Source organism: Microbacterium sp. BG28 (assembly GCF_034044005.1).
Classification (GTDB): Bacteria; Actinomycetota; Actinomycetes; order Actinomycetales; family Microbacteriaceae; genus Microbacterium.
Window position 1 is genome coordinate 508,131 of sequence record NZ_JAXCHA010000003.1, and the last position, 17,832, is coordinate 525,962.

At 65.9% G+C, this 17,832-nt stretch carries 17 protein-coding genes; 6 read left to right on the top strand and 11 right to left on the bottom strand.

Annotated elements, in window-relative coordinates; genetic code table 11:
- Nucleotides 1-44 precede the first annotated feature (44 nt).
- Complete coding sequence (locus SK224_RS13520; protein WP_320435189.1) at nt 45-1,073, bottom strand: hypothetical protein; 1,029 nt, start codon at nt 1,071-1,073, stop codon at nt 45-47.
- Nucleotides 1,074-1,348: 275 nt separating this feature from the next.
- Between SK224_RS13520 and SK224_RS13525 the strand changes: the two genes are divergently transcribed.
- The 4 genes from SK224_RS13525 to SK224_RS13540 all read left to right on the top strand — a co-directional run bounded on the left by SK224_RS13525 (nt 1,349) and on the right by SK224_RS13540 (nt 5,509).
- Nucleotides 1,349-2,014, top strand: a complete 666-nt coding sequence (locus SK224_RS13525) for a polysaccharide pyruvyl transferase family protein (protein ID WP_320435190.1) — start codon at nt 1,349-1,351, stop codon at nt 2,012-2,014.
- 85 nt (nt 2,015-2,099) lie between these two features.
- Nucleotides 2,100-3,152, top strand: coding sequence for a polysaccharide pyruvyl transferase family protein (locus tag SK224_RS13530; protein WP_320435191.1), 1,053 nt, complete (start codon nt 2,100-2,102; stop codon nt 3,150-3,152).
- Nucleotides 3,152-3,997 carry a glycosyltransferase family A protein gene (locus SK224_RS13535; RefSeq protein WP_320435192.1) on the top strand — a complete coding sequence of 282 codons (846 nt, stop codon included), beginning with the start codon at nt 3,152-3,154 and terminating at the stop codon, nt 3,995-3,997. The genes SK224_RS13530 and SK224_RS13535 overlap by 1 nt, the downstream gene beginning before the upstream one ends.
- Nucleotides 3,998-4,003: 6 nt before the next feature.
- Nucleotides 4,004-5,509, top strand: a complete 1,506-nt coding sequence (locus tag SK224_RS13540; protein WP_320435193.1) for a lipopolysaccharide biosynthesis protein — start codon at nt 4,004-4,006, stop codon at nt 5,507-5,509.
- On the opposite strand, the gene SK224_RS13545 is transcribed toward SK224_RS13540, so the two are convergent.
- From SK224_RS13545 to SK224_RS13580, 8 genes are all read right to left on the bottom strand, one after another.
- On the bottom strand, nt 5,486-6,487 hold the full coding sequence (locus SK224_RS13545; RefSeq protein ID WP_320435194.1) for a hypothetical protein: 1,002 nt from the start codon (nt 6,485-6,487) through the stop codon (nt 5,486-5,488). The two genes, SK224_RS13540 and SK224_RS13545, sit on opposite strands and share 24 nt — an antisense overlap.
- Nucleotides 6,488-6,773: 286 nt before the next feature.
- Nucleotides 6,774-7,805, bottom strand: coding sequence for a glycosyltransferase family 4 protein (locus SK224_RS13550; protein ID WP_320435195.1), 1,032 nt, complete (start codon nt 7,803-7,805; stop codon nt 6,774-6,776).
- The gene (locus SK224_RS13555; RefSeq protein ID WP_320435196.1) at nt 7,802-8,497 is read right to left on the bottom strand and encodes an acyltransferase; all 696 of its coding nucleotides are present in this window, start codon (nt 8,495-8,497) and stop codon (nt 7,802-7,804) included. Before SK224_RS13555 ends, SK224_RS13550 begins: the two co-directional genes overlap by 4 nt.
- 10 nt (nt 8,498-8,507) lie before the next feature.
- Nucleotides 8,508-9,557, bottom strand: a complete 1,050-nt coding sequence (locus SK224_RS13560; RefSeq protein WP_320435197.1) for a glycosyltransferase family 1 protein — start codon at nt 9,555-9,557, stop codon at nt 8,508-8,510.
- The gene (locus SK224_RS13565) at nt 9,554-10,669 is read right to left on the bottom strand and encodes a glycosyltransferase (protein ID WP_320435198.1); all 1,116 of its coding nucleotides are present in this window, start codon (nt 10,667-10,669) and stop codon (nt 9,554-9,556) included. Before SK224_RS13565 ends, SK224_RS13560 begins: the two co-directional genes overlap by 4 nt.
- A 47-nt stretch (nt 10,670-10,716) precedes the next feature.
- A complete protein-coding gene (locus SK224_RS13570) occupies nt 10,717-12,171 on the bottom strand; it encodes a sugar transferase (protein WP_413816803.1) in 1,455 nt (484 codons plus the stop codon).
- Between the two features lie 442 nt (nt 12,172-12,613).
- Nucleotides 12,614-13,267: a helix-turn-helix domain-containing protein gene (locus SK224_RS13575; protein ID WP_320435200.1), complete on the bottom strand. Its 654-nt coding sequence runs from the start codon at nt 13,265-13,267 to the stop codon at nt 12,614-12,616.
- A gap of 2 nt (nt 13,268-13,269) precedes the next feature.
- Nucleotides 13,270-13,923: a hypothetical protein gene (locus SK224_RS13580; RefSeq protein ID WP_320435201.1), complete on the bottom strand. Its 654-nt coding sequence runs from the start codon at nt 13,921-13,923 to the stop codon at nt 13,270-13,272.
- Between the two features lie 55 nt (nt 13,924-13,978).
- Between SK224_RS13580 and SK224_RS13585 the strand changes: the two genes are divergently transcribed.
- Entirely contained in the window at nt 13,979-15,262 is a 1,284-nt protein-coding gene (locus SK224_RS13585; RefSeq protein WP_320435202.1) for a glycosyltransferase, read from the top strand.
- Nucleotides 15,263-15,479: 217 nt separating this feature from the next.
- A complete protein-coding gene (locus SK224_RS13590; RefSeq protein WP_320435203.1) occupies nt 15,480-15,863 on the top strand; it encodes a hypothetical protein in 384 nt (127 codons plus the stop codon).
- Nucleotides 15,864-15,918: 55 nt separating this feature from the next.
- On the opposite strand, the gene SK224_RS13595 is transcribed toward SK224_RS13590, so the two are convergent.
- Entirely contained in the window at nt 15,919-17,049 is a 1,131-nt protein-coding gene (locus tag SK224_RS13595; protein WP_320435204.1) for a hypothetical protein, read from the bottom strand.
- A gap of 106 nt (nt 17,050-17,155) precedes the next feature.
- A complete protein-coding gene (locus SK224_RS13600; protein ID WP_320435205.1) occupies nt 17,156-17,635 on the bottom strand; it encodes a sigma-70 family RNA polymerase sigma factor in 480 nt (159 codons plus the stop codon).
- Nucleotides 17,636-17,832: the final 197 nt, after the last annotated feature.

The window sequence follows — 17,832 nt, forward strand, 5'->3', positions numbered from 1 at the left end:
AGATCGTTCGGCGAAGGGCCGACATGTCCAGTATGGCGTCACGATCACGGGCGCCCGTCCGTCTTCGCGCGGGCTCTTCTCCTCGCGAGAGACTCGTAGAGCGACCCATACTTCCGTCCAAGGTCCACCCAATTGCGCTGTGACAGATTCGGCCCGGGCGCGCCTTGTTCACGTAGTCGGCGCGCGACGCTCAGCGCGCTCTCCACGTCGGCGGAGCTCAGGCGATCTTCGTAGAGCAGGACCCACGCCTCGCCGACTTCTTGCTGAATTTGCCTAGTCGACGCGGTCGAAGGTGCGAGGACGGGCACGCCGAGCGTCAGCGCGAGAAAGATCGCTCCCGAGTTGTACAGCGTCGTGTACGGAAGTGCGACGAGCTCAGCGCGGCTGATCTCGTCGACGAGCTCGTCGTCGCCCAACTCCCGTAGCTCGAGTCGCACGAGGTCGTGCCCCGCAGCGGACCGTTCTATCTCCGCGCCGACCTCGGCGTTCCATGGCTTCCCTGCAATGACCACGGATGCGCCGTCGACGGCCGCTGCTGCATCGATCAGTGCCGGCACGTTCTTGTACGCACGGATGGAACCGAAGAACACGACCCTGCCGGGCACCGCGACGCGCACGTCACGTTTGCGGTAGCGCTGGCGGTAGTCGCCGTGAGCGATGACCATGACAGGGGCGGCGCCAAAGCCCGATAGCCGCTCCGTGTCGTTGAGCGCGACGAGTGAGGACGCCCTGCGGTGCAAGTCGCGAAGTGCCCAGCGCTCGAAGCGGGACGGACCTTCATGCGGCGCGAGGTTATGGATAGTCACGACAATGGGTGTTCGGCGTGCACGCAGCCTGAGAAGCATCGCCCCGAACGCGGCCCGCTTTGCGAGTCGCTTGCCCGCATTGCTGGCTCGTAGGAGATTCTCGGGCCATTGAAAGTGGATCACGTCATAGCGACCGAAGAGGGCGTGCTTCCAGGAGAACCAGTGCGAGTGAACACTCTCGGGGAGGTTGGTTACGTGTAGCTCGACAAACGGGTTGGTTCGATCGTTGGGCGGCTTCACGGTGTGCAGTACTTCGACCTGAACCACGCAGCCCCCTAACGACAATCGTTTCAACTTCGACGGCTCGAAGCGTAGCCGACAAGTGTGACGGCCGCGTGACCGACGGAAACGAGCAGGTAACTGTCCTTCGCTAGTATCAGGGGCCGCGGACGATCCTCGGCCGCGGGGAAGAGGGGGACAGCGCTTTGGTGGATGTCGGCGGCGTTGAAGTCTTCCATTGGAACCCTCGGCGCCCCCTTGTGCGGGGAAGGGTCGGCCAGTGGCTACCAAAAGGGCAAGGTACCAACAACTTCGGTGACATGATGGGCCCCGCGATCGTCAGGGCGCTCGCGCCCTCGGGGCGGACCGCGAAGGCGGAGGTTCGACTCCTCGCAGTCGGATCCATCCTTCACTTCGCACGCGACGCCGATATCGTCTGGGGAAGCGGTGTGAACGGAAAGGTCCCGACCTCGGAGATCGACGCGTCGAGTCTCGACATCAGGGCCGTTCGTGGCCCGCTCACGGCCGGAGTCCTCCGCTCGAAGGGAATGATCGTGCCTGATGTCTTCGGGGACCCGGGCCTTCTTCTGCCGGATCTGCTGGGAGTCCGACGGTCGGAGAACCCGACGAGACAACTGCTTGTCATTCCGAATCTTCACGACTGGCCGACCTGGCGTCGGAATCCAGCGGTCATCAGCCCTCGCTCGCCGTTTGAAGTGGTCGTGAGAGCAGTGGCCGAATCAACACACGTCGTCGCATCCTCGCTCCACGGGCTCGTCATGGCTGATGCACTCGGTGTCCCCGCGTCGCTGCTGCGTCCCTCGAAAGAGAACCTATTCAAGTACGAGGACTACTACGAGGGGACGGGCCGACGACTGCCGCGGGTCAGCGATTCGATCGAGGAAGCGGTGCGCAGACCCGGAGCGCCGCTCGAGTGGAATCCCGATGCGCTGAAGGCGGCGTTTCCTCGAGAACTGTGGGCAGCGTGACGGGGTTGCCTGTGACGCAGGCCGGCCCGTCGGGTGAATGTCGATCGCACTATTCGTATCAACGTAACCAATCAGCGGGGGAACAGTGCTGACAAGCGAAGACAAGAGCCATCTCCGATCTGTTCGCGACCTGACGGTCTCGACGCTCACGGAAGTCTTGGGTGGTGAACGGATTGTCGCAATCGTCGACGCACCCAACCAGCGCAACGTCGGGGACTCGCTCATCTGGGCGGGCGAGATGGAGTACGTCGAGCATTTGGGGCTGGACGTCCGATACGTCGCAGATCTCTGGACGTATGATCCCGCGGCGCTGCGGCGCGCCATGCCCAGGGGGGTGATCCTGCTGCATGGTGGCGGTAACTTCGGTGATCTCTGGCCCGGTCACCAGATTCTGCGCGAAATGGTGGTGACTGATCTTCCCGACTACCGCATCATCCAACTCCCGCAGTCGATTCAGTTCCGCGACGAGGAACGCGCCCGCGTCGCTAACGAGATCATCGGCGCACACCTTGACTTCACTGCCCTGATTCGCGACCAGGTCTCGCTTCAACGAGCCGCTCAGCATCTTCCTGACGTCGCGGTGCGTTTCTGCCCCGACATGGCGCTCGGCTGGGACGCGCCGCAGGTGTCGGTTGAGAAGAACGCCGCCAACGTGCTCGTCATCGCTCGCGCCGATATGGAAGCATCGTCCAACCTCGCTTCGGTCGGGGATGACTGGCTCACTGGGGTGAAGTCTCGCGTCACCGATTGGTGGCCGCGCGGGAAGTTCGTCCTCCCATGGCGGCTGGCTCGCAGTATGTCGCTCGTCTACCGCTTCTACGTCAAGGTCCGGAAACGTTGGCGGTGGCTCCCTGTCGGGTTGCCGGACAAGTTCGGTGCCTTCGCGATCAAGGAGATCAATCGCGTCAACATCGCTGGCGCAGTGGACATGTACGCGCGGGCGCGAGTCATCGTGGTAGACCGCCTCCATGCGCACGTCCTCGCGGTGCTTCTGGGCATCCCTCATGTCGTGATGGATAACAACTACCGGAAGATCAGTGCGATATACGAGGAGTACAGCGGTGAGTTCTCCACTGCTCACTACGCCACTGATCTCGCGTCCGCTCGGTTCGAAGCCGAACGTCTCTTGGAGTTGTGATGCTTGCATTTGTTACCTCGCTGAGGCATCCGCAGAACTCAGCTGATTATGGGCGGGTCGAGTTGCTTTTAGAGCAGACGCTCGCTTCGGTCGCGGCTCAGCACGGTGACGACTTCGTCGTCATCGTCGTGGGCAACAGGCGGCCCGCTTTCGAGCTACCTCGTAGGACCCACTTCGTAGAGGTCGACTTCCCAGCTCCGGCCCCGCCCACGGGGCCGCGGACAGACCGCGACGCCTTTGTGTGGGACAAGGGAACGAAGATCGGTGCGGGACTCATTGCCGCTCGGGAGTACAGCCCCGACTACGTGATGATCTTCGACGCGGACGACTACGTGAGCAACCGACTCGCTGCCTTTGTTGCGTCTGCGCCACCGTCTCCAGGGTGGGTAGTCTCGAGCGGATGGATGTACTCGTACACGCGAGAGGTCGCCAAGCCGATCAACGGCTTCAATCGCACGTGTGGGACATCGTTCATCATGAGCTTTGACGCATACCAGGTCCCCAACTTGCCCGAGGGAAGCACCCAGCGTGAGATCGCCGACGGTTTCGGTGAGCGGCTGTACAGCGTGCTGGGCGCGCACCGACACGCCAGAGAGTGGTTCGCCGAGCACTCCTTTGCCCCGGTTGACCTTCCATTCCGAGGCGCGGTGTACAACGTCGATACTGGCGAGAACCACTCTGGAAAGGCGCTGTCCGGGATCGCGTTCAACGCGGGCCGAGCCCTTGTTACGGAGTACGGCTTGCCTGTGCGTCTGTCTGCCATGAGACGACTGTGGAACGCGATCGGAGCGCGCGCGATTGCCGAGACTTTGGCCTCGAGATTGAGGAGGTTGGCGAGCCGATGATGCCGGATGCTGCAGGCGATCGTGGACGGACGGCCTGAGGGGATGAGCGACGACGGATTGCGACGCCGGGCGACACGGTCGATCGGCTGGGTGGTGGCTGAACGCTGGGGAGCCCGATTTCTATCTCTCGGCGTGCTGGCGATTCTGACGCGCCTTCTCGACCCCTCGCAGTTCGGCATCGTTTCGCTTGCGACATCCGTCCTCGCGATCTCCCAGGTCTTCGTCGATTCCGGCTTCGGCCGAACGCTGATCCAACGGAAGGAGCTCGGCGAGAAGGACGCCTCCACCGCGTTCTGGACGTCCCTCATCTTCTCGTTGGTTCTCGCCACCGCTCTCGTCCTGACGGCGCCCCTCATCGCGGGATGGTTCGGAGAACCTGCCCTAGCGCCGGTGCTGCAGGTGTTGAGCATCGCGCTTCCGCTGGCGGCGTTGTCTCAGATACCGGCGGCTCTGCTCGAACGCAACCTGGACTTCAAGCCGCTTTCGATCAGGCAGTTGATCGGATCGTTGGCGGGGGCCATCGTGTCGATTCCGGTGGCTCTCCTGGGTGGCGGCATCTGGGCGCTCGTGCTGCAGACGCTTGTGACCTCCGCCACGGCAGTCGTCGCTCTGTGGGCGTCGACGAGCTGGCGCCCGAAGTTCGAGTTCTCTTTCGCAGCGCTGCGTTCGATGTGGTCGACGGGTGTGGCAATTCTCGGTATCGACCTTATGGATGCCGTACAGGCCAACATTGACAAGATCGTCATCGGCGCCTTCTTCTCTTCTACCGAGCTGGGCTATTACTTCTTGGCACAACGGGTCGGAACGATTCTCATCGAGCTCGTGACATCGGTGATGGCGCGAGTATCGCTGGCCACCTTCTCTCGCGTGCAGGATGACAAGGTCAGGCTGGATCGGATCTTCCGTCAGATGACATTTGCCGCGGCCGCGGTGAGTGTCTTCGTCTTCGGCTTGGTTGCCGCGCTGGCACCACAGATCATCACCGGGATATTCGGATCGCAGTGGACACCTTCCGTGCCTATCGTCTGGATTCTGGCGGGCGGCTGGGCGCTGGGCGCGATCATGTACTTCGACCGAAACGTGCTTCTCGCCACCGGCAACGCGCGGGCAGCTCTGTCGCTCGCTCTGGTCCAGAACGTTGTGGGAACCGCGTTGGTCTTCGCGTTCGTGCCGTGGGGAGTCATGGGAGTCGCATTCTCGCGACTTGCTCGCTTCATCGTCTGGCCCCTTCGGTTGTGGGTCCTACGCGCGTTGACCCGGGTCGACGTGTGGAAGTACCTACTACAACTGATCAGATGTATCGCGGCGATGCTTCCGGTCCTCGGCGGCATCATCGCACTGCAGTACACCGCGTGGGCGTCACACGGTCATCTTTGGTTGTTTGCATTGCCATGCGCGCTCGTGGCGACGGTCGCGTACGGCGGCCTGCTCTGGTTGCTCGCGGGGGAGGAGAACCGATCGCTGCTTCGTCGCGTGACGGGGGATGTTCTAGCTCGGCTTCGTCGGCGTTAGCTCGCCACGTAGTTGATTCGCCGATGTAACGGCGGTGATCGACGTGGAGCGAACGTGGGGATTCCCAGACGCCGCGATGATGATCGCGCCGAATACCCAGGGGAAGGCGAACCAGATATTGTTCGTGGCGCCTGCGAGCACCGCAAAAGACAGGAAGAAGAGCGTGCTACCCGCGCGACGGCTCGAGAACCACCAGATCAACATGGCGAGGATGAAGCAAGCGCCGGCCAGGATTCCACCGTCGTAGAAGATGGCGATCCAGAGCGTCGGGAGGTACGCCCGAGCGTAGCTTGTGACGCCGGCGTCATGGACTTGGCTGTAGCCGTTGAATCCGAATCCTGTCCACCAGGAGTTCATCGTCGTGAGGTCGGAAAGCGCGCTATCGATAGTGAGAACCCTCGTGTAGCCGGTTCCCTGCTCGGTGTTCAGCAGTCCGGTGATGCGACCGAGCGTCGCATCGAACAGTGGGTCGCCTGATCTCGAGGTCGGCCCAGCATCCGTGTTGAGAACAGCCAGAATGAGTACTGCAATTACAAAGAGGATGCCGAAGGTCTGCGCGACAGGTCGTCGGTGCAAGAACTTGACGAGGCTTGCGCCGAGCAGGAGAGCGAACGCCACCCACGCGACCCGCGTGAACGTCAAGAAAACGCTCACTCCCGCCAGCGTGGCGAACAGCCAGTACAGCCCTTGGGGGATGGCACGCGACCAGACGTACACCGCTGCCATGGCGAGCGTGGCGAACGCGGCATACAGGTTGGGCTCCAGGAAGAGTCCCTTCGCGCGGAAGACCGAAGTCGCGTAGTCGGCCTCGACGAAGTTATTCAGTTGCCCGGAGCTCTGTGCGACGGCCCAACCCACCAGGTTGATCACCATCAGAATGATGAGGACCCAGACCAACGGCGCCAGCGATGACTGAATCATGTCTCGCAGCGAGTAGACGAGTACACACAGGATGATGTTCGCAGCGACCCAGGTCATGAGTCGCAGGCTCTGGGGCGGGTCAGGCGCTACGAACAGACTTGCGGCGAGGGTGAAGGCCCACCATAAAAGCACGAGAAGCAGGCCTAGGACGACACCCATCGATGGGCGGGTCGCGACCCTCGGCGTTCGCGTCCGAGCGAGCACGAGGAAAACCAGGATAGGCACCCCGAGATGCTCAGGGAGGAGACCGACGCCACCCGTCCCTACGCGCAGGGTTGGAACTGCCATGAGCGCCAAAGAGGCCACGAACAGAGCGCGTTGCCATCGGCTGGGTGCCACCCCGCTAGATCCCAAGGGCGCTCCTCATGTAGCTACGTGACTGTAAGACGGGATCGAATGCATGGTTCGCGAACGCCCGAGCTCGATCACGCACGGACTGCGGTGCGTTTGCGGCTCGTGTGAGTGCTTGCGCGAAGGCGGCGAGATCTCCGCTTGGGTAAGCGTACCCAGTGATCCCGTCCTGGACGATCTCCGCGATCCCCCCCTCATTCGGGCCCACAACGACGACCCCAGCTAGCTGAGCCTCAGCCGCGACTCGACCGAACGGCTCGTCAGCATTGGTGAGTGCCAACACGTCGATCGCCGACATTGTCTGCTCTCGTGGCACGCGGCCTTCAAATGTGAACTTCGCTCCGAGTTCATGTTCGGCGGTGCGAAGAACCTCTTCCAAGTAAGGCTGATTCGCCTCGGTGGCTAAACCACGAAGAACAACATGGGACACCCCGGCCGCCGCGGCGGCCCGCACAGCAAACTCAGTGCCTTTGTCGGGTGAGATCTGCCCGACGATACCGACAATGCCCGTTCCGGGAGGCTCGACGCCGGCTTGCGCCGATTCCACGGGGCGGTAGATGACAGCCTTCTCGACGGCATCGACCTGATCCGCAATGTACTCGCTGATGCAGATGGCGAGGTCGCACACCCGCATGAGGAAGAAGTAGGGGCGTCGGCGGGGATTCGTGCGGACGGCGTCATGGACATCCACCACGATCCGTCCGCCGCGAAGTGTGAAGATCGGCCGCAGCAGAGCGAAAAGCGGAAGGAGGTAGAAATCGAAAACGATGACGGTCTCGCGGTTCCACGCCGCGCGGGCGGCGCTCCCAACGAAGCCGAGCATCCTCGACAGGCGGCCGGAGCGGGCCTTCACTACCTCGACACTGGGACCAACGGAAGCTCTCCACGCGTTCGCCAGAGGAGGATTGGAGGTGACGAGATGCACCCGAACATCGGAGTTAGCGGCAAGCGTGAGGAGACTCAGTTCCGCACCCCACACGACAGATGATCCGGTGAAGAAGACGGCGCGTCTCTCCTTGGTCACTCGACCACCCCTCGCGAACCAATGGGTCGTGCCGGGACGCCTCCGACGATCGAATACGGTTCGACGTCTCCCGTGACCACCGCGCCTGCGGCGACGACCGCGCCTTTTCCGACAGTTACGCCGGCGAGGACGGTCACTCCCGACCCGATCCATACGTCGTCCTCGATGAGGACAGCTGCACGTAGCTCACCCTGATCGCGCACAGGCACGGTGGGGTCCTCGAAGATGTGATTCTCCGAGAAGATCGAAACTGACGGCCCGAGGAGGCAGTTCTGGCCGATCGTTACGCCGCCACCACCGTGAATGAAGTTGTTCAATCCGATGGATGTCCGGGCGCCGACGGTGATCCCGACGCCCAGGTTACGGAGAACGCCGGACGCGCGCAGAACGGCGTTCTCATCGACGGTGACGGAGTCGCCGAGGCGGATGCCTTCGAGTGATCGCGCATCGATGACGCATCGACGGCCGAGCACAGTGCCGCTGCCGAGCGACACCCGGTCTCGCCCTCGGAACTTCACGCCGCCTGCCACGTACACCCCGCGGAATCCACGCGTGAGCCCGCGTGCTCGCTGGAGCGCCTTCTCAACGACGAGGCCGAGCACGTCCTTGGTCATTGCGGCGGGATCCAGTCCCGCCTCGAGCCCGCGCTCTTTCGAGTACTTTTTGTCGATGAGTTTTCGAACGAAGGACACCATCCACTCCTCAGTTGAAGATCGCTGCGCGGGCACGACGCGCGTTGGACTCCCACGACACTGCGCTGGGTGACACGACCGTGTGCCGGACGCTGCGGCCGTTCTCATCGGCCATGACTCGGAGCGCCGCGGCGATACCTGCCGTGTCTTTGGGATCAAAGAGGGCCTCCGCGACACCGAGCTCGCGGAAAGCGGCGATGTCACTCGCGGCGCTCGGCGCGCCGAAATGCGCGGCCTCTATGAGAGGGAGACCGAACCCCTCGTCCAGTGATGGGAACACGAAGAAGTCGCACGCCCGGTACAGGCTGGCGAGTTCAGCATCGCTGATACCCCCCGTGAAACGGACGGCCCCACTTGTGTTGATCGCGGTGAATCTGCCATCCGGAGCTCCGACGATCCGCAGATCGTGCGTCTGCGCCAGACCGGAGAGTTCAAAGGCTTCGATAAGTCGTGAGAGATTCTTACGTACGTTGAGTCGTCCCACCGAGAGGATGAACGGTTTCTCGTACGACGAGGCGGGCGCATCGGCGACTCCTGCAGTCGCGAGCGCAACGGGGACTGCGAGCCCGATCGCGTGCGTCCTTGGCTCAGCGTTGGGGAAGAGACGGGCGATGCGGGATCGTTCGGCATCGGACGAGGTAAGCACGGCGTCAGCTTGCCGGAGCCCGAAACTGGCGAGAGATAGATACGCCTGCTCCGCCCGCGTGAACCACTCCGGATGCTCCTTGTACATCGCATCATGCAGGAACGTCGCTCGTCGAGCGTCGCCGGAACCCACGAGTGGAGTGAAATTCTGGGTAATGACGGCGTCGTATCCGGCGGCCTCTCGCCCGATTCGGATTGCCGCCCACAGTCCCTGATTGCTGAGATGGCTGCGTACGGGTTTCAGGTGAGACCCGATGGGCGGACTGAAACGAGGAAGGTGCGAGGGAAACGCGACGTCGAGAACATCACCCGGGAAGGCGCTTGCCCATCCACTGATCATGCCTAAGACGACGTTCTTGCCCGAGGGGGGGCCGTCGGCCAACCAGTAGCCGTCGAAGAGGATCCGGCGGCTCATGGACGTCCCGCGAGTTCCGCCAGCGCGTGTTCGTAGCGCTCGCACACGAGCTCCCATGTGTAGTGCGCTGCGCTGCGCTGCTTCGAGTTCTCGCGGGCAGCACGCTGTGCCTCGGGGTCCCCGATCATCCTGAGGACGGCTTCCGCGATCTTCTTCGGCACGGGATCGACGAAGGTGCCCTTGGCGCCGAGGACCTCCCGGTTGTACACGGTGTCTCGGGCGATGACGGGCGCGCCGCACGCCATCGCCTGCACGAGGGCGGGATTTGTTCCTCCCACGCTGTGCCCATGGAAGTAGACGCCGGCGTGCTGAAGCAGCGAGAACAGCAGGTTGTCGTCGCTCACGTGCCCGAGCCAGTGCACGTTCGGCATCTCCTCGTCGAGCTGCTTCGCCGCATCGTCCAGTTCGCCGCCGTAGCCGCTCGAACCCACAATCACCACGGGCCGCTCTCTCGCTATCGTCCGCGCCGCTTCGAGAAACTCAGGGATCGTGTTCTCCGGAACGAACCGTGCGACGACGAGTGCGTACTCACCGGGAGTCACGTCGAGCGGGGGAGGCGGCAGGTCGGAGGGCGTGCCCCCGTACGGGATGAACACTCCGTCCCGGTGGAACTCCGACCGCCAGCGATCCCCGATGGCGTGCGCGTCAAAGACAAGCTCGTCTCCAAACCGAGCTGTCATCTTCGCGCCGGCGCGGAACATGGTCTTAGCGGCCCGCCCCCACTTCTGACGGTCCCATTCGATGCCGTCGACGTTGACCAGAGTCGGGATCCCGCGAGCGCGCAGCAGTGGAAGGTAGAACCCGTTCGCCACGTTCATGACGAGCGCTACCGACGGGCGCCTGCGCATAACGGCGTCCATAGACGCGGTGAATCCATAGCTGAGCGTGCTCAGAGACTTCGACTCGACACCGCGTGTGATGCGTGAGCGGACACGAGGGTCTCGCCCCGGGTCTTCGGGCCTCGTGGTTCCGGGGCGTCCGTAGACCGTCACCGACCAACCAGCCTCTGCGAGATAGGGCGCAAGATGCCTCACTGCCGTCTCGAACCCGCCGTAGTAGCTCGGGTATCCCCGCGTCCCAATGATGGCGACTGACTTTCCCTGCACGTACATCCTCGCGTCTCGTTCGTCTTGGGTCCCGGCCAATCGACCGCGTGCGTTCAGTGCGCCGTCTCGCCGGGGGCGAGTGCGGCTTTGGCGGTCTTGGTGAGGATGACGAAGTCGCCGAGCAGCGACCAGTTCTCAACGTAGGAGAGGTCGAGGCGCACGGTCTCTTCCCACGAGAGGCTGGAGCGGCCGCTCACCTGCCAAAGGCCGGTGATGCCGGGCTTCACGAGGAAGCGGCGGTGCACGTGCGTGGCGTACTGCTCGACCTCGTTCGGCAGCGGCGGGCGGGGGCCGACGAGCGACATCGAACCGCCGATCACGTTGAACAGCTGCGGCAGCTCGTCGAGGCTGAACTTGCGCATGACGCGCCCGATGGGCGTGACGCGCGGGTCGTTCTTCATCTTGAACAGCACTTCGTTGCCCGAATCGATGCCCTCTTCGCGCCGCTGGCGCTGCAGGTTCTCGAGCAGCTCCTCGGCGTTGGTGACCATCGAGCGGAACTTGAGCATCGTGAACTCGCGACCGCCGCGTCCGATGCGCGTCTGGCGGAAGAGCACGGGGCCCTCCGACGACAGACGGATGCTCATGGCGAGGAAAGCGAGAACAGGACTGAGCAGGACCACGCCGATCGTGCTCGCGAGGATGTCGACCGTGCGCTTCAGGAAGAGCTGGCCCTTGCTGAAGCGCGGTGTCTCGACGTGGATCAGGGGGAGTCCGGCGACGGGGCGGGTGTGCAGGCGCGGGCCTGCGATATCGACGATGCTCGGCGCGAGCACCAGGTGCTGACGGCCGGCTTGCAGCCCCCAGGAGATCTCTTTGACTTTCGCGGGCGGCAGCTCGTCGGTGCTGGTGACCGCGACCGTGTCGGCGCCGGCGCGCTCCATGGCGCGGTCCACCGCGTTCACGCTGCCCATCATCGGGATGTCGGTTCCCGGAACGAGAGCGCCGACCTTGCCCGTGGGCGTGCACGCGCCGACCACCTTGTAGCCGGCGCTCGGCGTGCGGGCGAGCTCGCGAGCGATGTTCGCCACCGACTCGACGGAGCCGACCAGCAACACGCGGGCCGCGTATTCGCCGACCGACCGCTGCGCGATCAGCCACTGCCGCCACAGCCAGCGCACCGTGAGCAGCACGAGGATGCCGAGCGGAAGGCTGATGAGCAAGAACCCGCGCGCCAGGTCGATCTGGAAGAGGAACGCGATGATCGCGACGCCGCCGAACAAGCGCAGACTCGAATCCGCGACGCGTACGTACTCGGCTGAGCCGGTTCCGAACACGCGAGGGCTGCGGGAGTCGCTCCATGACAGGGCGCCCATCCACGCTATGACGAGAACCGCCGAGAACACCCAATAAGAGAGGTCGCTCCAACGGTGGTCGAGCGCGATGGTGACCTGGGCGTTGCCGAGGCCGAACCACGCGATCTGAGTGCCGTAGACCACCCACACGACCGCGAGCAGGTCGCTGATCCACAGGCGGCGCTGATAGCCGCGGCGCCAGTTCTTCGGCATCCGATCGGATGTCTGGATCGGGCCGGTCGTGAGAGCTTGGCGCGCCGCATCCGAGATCACGGGCTGCGGCGAGGTCGCGGGAGTCTTGGGAAGCAGGAAATGGTCGGGAAGAGACGGTGACGCGTTCTTCGCTATCCGCGACTCCGTCGTCGCGTCGACCTCGAAATCGGTCGACACATCCTCCCCCTTCATCAGTCGTGCCTTGCTGACGGGCCGCACGTTATCAGGTGAATGTGACGGTGATGTGTCGGGTGATTCATCTGGATTCATGTGGCGCGTCTCTGCGTGCGATGTTACGGTGACCGGTTCGTTGGACACAGTCCACCGAATGGGGGACAAGCACATACTCTCCTGATCCGACGGGGAATGGTGACGTGTTGCAATCTGCGCGGCGTGAGTATTTCTGCGTGCTGCGGGGCGTTTCGTCTCGCCTTCGGCTCGCTCAACGACCGGTGGGGCGACCGGCGGGAGGGAGGGCTTCGGCGAGGTGGGTGAGCTGGGTGGCGACCCATGACGCGTACTGCTCGTCGGCCCATCCACGCGCGTGCGTGAAGTGCAGATAGGTCGCCGGACCCGTCAGATGCCCCAGCACGTCCGCCGCCACGTCGACCGATGCCTCCGGGATGCGGCCGCGAGACGCGAACCAGCTCGCGCTCAACCGCATGTCGCGCTGGCGCCGCTGCTCGAGCTCGAGGTAGGCCGCGCGGGCTGCCGCATCCGCATCCGCCGCCGCCATCATTGCCTGCACGATCGCCGCCGAACGTCGGTTCGCCTCGGTGAGGAACGCGACATATCGCTCGAGTGCGGTCTCGAACTCCGGCTCGGCCATGATGTCGGCGATCAGCGGACGCTCGGTGAGCGAGTGCGTCCCCTCATCGCCGGCGAACGACGTCTCGAACGCGGCGATGAGCAGCGCGTGCTTCGGACCGTGCAACTGCACCGTCTGCGCCGAGACGCCCGCCTCGGCGGCGATGGCCTTCATCGACGTCGCCGCGTACCCGTCGCGGATGAACAGCCGCGCCGCCGCCGCCACGATGCCGGCCCTTGTCGCCGCCGCCTCGGCCTCGCGGCGGGGGGAGTGGTACGCGCGGGGCATCCTCAGACCGTACCGCCGCTCGCGGACGGACGTGCAGCGAGGAACACGACGCCGACGACGATCTGCGCCACGCACGATGACAGGAGCGCGATCGTGACGGTCGCCACGTCGCCTGTCGCCGACGCGATCCCGCCCGCGACTGCGACGACTGCGGCCAGCGCCAGCAGAGCCCACCGCGCCGCACCTGTCGCGATGCCGGCGCGCACGGCCCCCACGGCGCCGACGATCAGGAGCACGAGTTGCACGATCGCCAGGGTGAGCGGCAGCCAACCGAGAGATGCGTCCGCGCCGCCCGGCGCACCGTAGGTCATCACGTAGTAGACGAGCTGGTTCGTGAAGAACACGGCCCCGAAGCCGAGCAGCGCGAAGGTTCCCGGCACCCGGCTCCCCGTGATCCCGTTCGCCGCCATCGTGCCCAGTGCGAGCGGCAGCATCGCCCCGGCGAGGATCGCCGCGCTCGCCAGGAACAGCACGGTGAACAGAGGCAGGCTCGGGCCGGTCGGTTCGGTGCGGAGCCCGACCTCAGCCACGGTCGCCGCAGCCAGGAGCGCGCCGCCCACAGCGATCAGACCGCCGCCCCACCGTGCCCACGCCCTCGCATCCGTCTCAGCGAAGGCGGGATGCTTCGTGGTCGCCCGCGTGGTTACTGTGCTCATGATCGGTCCTCCCCGGATCTGTTGGTGTGCCTCAATATCCATTAGTGTGACGAACATGTCAATTACGAATCGGTCCGCGCTGCTCTGCGCGATGCCCGCCGTGGGTCACGTCGACCCGATGCTCGTCGTCGGACGGGAACTGCTGCGGCGCGGATGGCGCGTGCGGATGCTGACCGGCTCGCGCTACGCGGACCGCGTGCGGGCCGCGGGCGTCGATTTCGTCGCCCTCCCCGCCGAGGCTGACACGCTCGACTCCGTCGGCGCGTCCGGGCGCAACCGCGGCATCGCGACGATCAACGCGGGCGTCGAGGAGGCCTTCGTGCGCCCGGCCCTGCCCGCCGCACAGAAGCTCGACGCCCTCCTCGCGGAAGAGCCCGTCGACGTCGTCTTTCACGACATGACGTTCCTCGGCGTGCAGGGGCTGCTCGCACGCCCCGCATCCGAACGCCCGCTCGTCGTCATGTGCGGCGTCGGACCCGCCGGCTTCTCCAGCCGCGACTGCCCGCCGTACGGCCTCGGTATCGTGCCGGCGCGCTGGCGTGCCGTCGGACGGATGCGGGATGCGGTGCTCAACCGCTCGGCCCGCTGGGTGCTGTCGGGCGCCCACCGTGCGCTCGACGACCTGCTCGCCCGGCTCGACGCCCCGGGGCTCGACGGCGCCTTCTTCATGGACGTGCTCGCGCGCAGCGACCTGCTCGCACAGTTCACCGTCGCCGAGTTCGAGTACCCGCGCAGCGACGCCCCCGAGCACCTCCGCTTCTACGGGCCGATGGCGCCGCCCGCCGCATCCAGTGGATCCGCGGGGGAGCTCATCGACCGACTCGACCCCGACGTGCCCGTCGTGCACGTGACGCAGGGGACCGTCGCGAACACCGACTTCTCCGAGCTCATCGGGCCATCACTGCAGGCCCTCGCCGACCGCCCCGTGCAGGTGGTGCTCACCGCCGGCGGCCGGGCCGCATCCGATCTGCCGCCGCTGCCGCGCAACGCGTTCGCCGCGGACTACCTGCCCTACGACCGCCTGCTGCCGCGCACGAACGTCTTCGTCACGAACGGCGGATACGGGGGCCTGCACCAGGCCATGCGCCACGGCGTGCCGATCGTCGTGGCCGGCGACAGCGAGGACAAGGTGGAGACGTCGGCGCGCGTGCAGTTCTCCGGCGCCGGCCTCAGCCTCGGCACCGGCCGCCCGTCGCCGTCGCAGATCGCCCGCGCCGTCGACCGTGTGCTGGCCGATCCGCGGTACGCCGCCGCATCCCAGCGGATCGGCGAGCGGATCGCGATGGCGGGCGGTGCGCCGGCGCTCGTCGACGACGTGGAGGCGATGCTCTGGGGGTGATGCGGCGTTTCGTCTCGCCGGCGGCTCGCGGGACGACCGAAGAGGGTGGGCGGCGTTTCGTCTCGTGGGGCTGTCGAGGGGTTCGTGTGCCGCATGAAACCCCGAGACGCAACGCGTGAAGCGCGTCACATCTCGGTGCTTTCGGCGTCTTTCTCTATGACGACCTCGTGACCCGTGCGACACGCGGCGAGGATGCGTCGGGAGGAAGGGCCCTGCTGTGACCACCGTCGTCGATCCGACGCATCTCACGCCATCGCTCCAGGCCGCATTGCGCCGCGCAGTGGCGGCTGAGCGCGACGCCTCCGGGAGCCAGCGGCGCGTGGCGTTTCGCAACACGCGCGTTCTCCTCGGTGCGCTCCAGGCCGGGGGATTCGACCTGCATCACATGGCAGAGGTGATCGGCGTGACCGTGGAGAACGTGCGCGCCCGCGCGCAAAGGGGTGGAGTGCTCTCCGCCGCCTCGGCGGCGCATCTGACCGGACTGGACGGCGCGGAACTGGCGGAGCTCGTCAGCCGGAGGAGCGCGGATGCGACGCTCGGCACGGCGTACTCGGCGGATGACGTGGTCGCGGTGCTGCGGGAACGCGACGCGGGCGCGTAAGAACGCAGCTATCCGCGCGCGAGCCGCGCCGATGACGCGGCTCGCGCACGAGGACTCAATGCCGCCGGGAGTGAGTCCGGCGCCCGCGCAGGAGCAGCAGTCCGGTCGCCAGAGCCGCCGCGCCGGCGGCGATCAGCCCGAGAGGCGCCTCTCGTCCGGTGGAAGCCAGACGCTCGGGAGTAGCGGTGCCGGACTGCGGCGCGCTCGCTTCGGTCGGCGTAGACGGGCCAGCCTGGGTCGAGGGGTCGGTCGACGAGGACGGATCGGGCGTCGTGCACGCGACGAACTCGAAGCTCAGGGTGCCCCCGCCCTCCCTGTACTCACTCGTCGTGATCACGGCGCCGGCCGGACCCATCGACGAGCCCGCGCCGCCGCCACCACCACCGGGGCTGTCGTCGAACGTCGTACCTTCGGCTGCTGCCGCCGCGCCGCCGCCACCGCCGACGACACCGCCGCCGCCACCACCGCCCGCTCCCGCGAGAACCGCGTAGACGTCACCGCCCGCGCCGCCCACACCGCCCGCGGCTGCATGGCCGTCGGCTCCGATCGTGCTCGTCGGCACATTCGCGCCGCCCGCGCCGCCCGCATCCCCCGAGATTCCACCGGGACCGCCGCCCACCGGTATGCCGGAGGCTCCGTCCGTTCCCACCGCTCCCGCGCCGCCGCCGACGCCGCCGGTGGTGCCCCACGGGCTGTTGCCGCCGCCGCCGCCTCCGCCTGCGACGATGAGGAGCTCGCCGTTGAGACTGACACTGGTGCGGCCGCCGCCGCCGCCGGCGAACGCGGAACGCTCGCCGTTCACGATGAACGCGCCGCCCGTGCCGCCGCCGCCATAGCCGCCGTTGAGCTCACCCCATTCGTACGTGCCCGACCCACCGACATCGCCGACGAGCGTCGATCCGGCCGTCACCTCGATGGTCGCGGCCACGCGCGCGCCGCGCCCGCCCGGCATCCCATCCGTGGAGGATCCTCCCGCGGCGCCGTCAGCGATCACCTTCACCGAGCACATGCCGTCGGGCACGGGGACAGACACGGGGGCTCCCGTGAAGATCATTGCGGTGATGAGGGGCGCGGTGGGCGCGGCGAAGGACGCCGCGGCCCCGAAGCAGAGGGCGCCTCCCGTGACGAGGACGGCCGCGAGCGCGGACGCCGGGACGAGGATGGAGCGAGGAATGCGGTCAGACATGAGAAAACCTCCGGGAAGATGAGATACGGGTACGTGTCAGAGGAGGACTCGGGCGGCGGCGCCGTGTGACAAACCCGTCTTCGGCGTGTCGCGGGCGTCGATGGCCTCAGTCGAACGCCGCGGGGATGGCGGCGGCCACGCTCTTGCGTGCGCGCGACACCCGCTGCCGCACGGCGGCGGGTGTGATGCCGAGCACTGCGGCGACCTCCGTGGCCGAACGGCTCTCTACGACGGTCAGGACGAACGGCACGAGGAAGATCTCGGGCAGGCTGCGGATCTCCGCGATCACTCGTTCCATCACGAGGCGGGTGTCCACATTCGTCTCCACCGCGTCCGTCGCCGTGAAGGCGACGTCCTCGAGGGGCTGGCCAACGGCGAACAGGCGCGGTCGACGAGCATCCAGCACCGTGTTCCGTGCGATGACGTCCAGCCAGGCGCAGAGCGGTCCGCCATCGTAGGACCGCAGCGTGTCGATCGAGCGCCACGCGCGCAGCAGAACCGTCTGCGCGATGTCATCGGCATCCTGCGGGTCGGCCCCGAGCGAGATCGCGCGACGCCGGAGTCGTCCGGGATCGCCCACAATCATGGCCTCCAGGCGGGCCCGCCGATCCTTGCCATCCGAACGCACGGCGTCCCCTCGCTCCCCAATACCGCCGACTCCGGCAGTGCAGGAAGTAAAGCAGCGGGGGAGACGGCCGAGGGCGTCAACAGACCTGATTCACCTGTCCAATCACCCACTCGAGGCGGAGCGGGCGTGTCTGCGCTGTGCACAGGTGTCGAAGG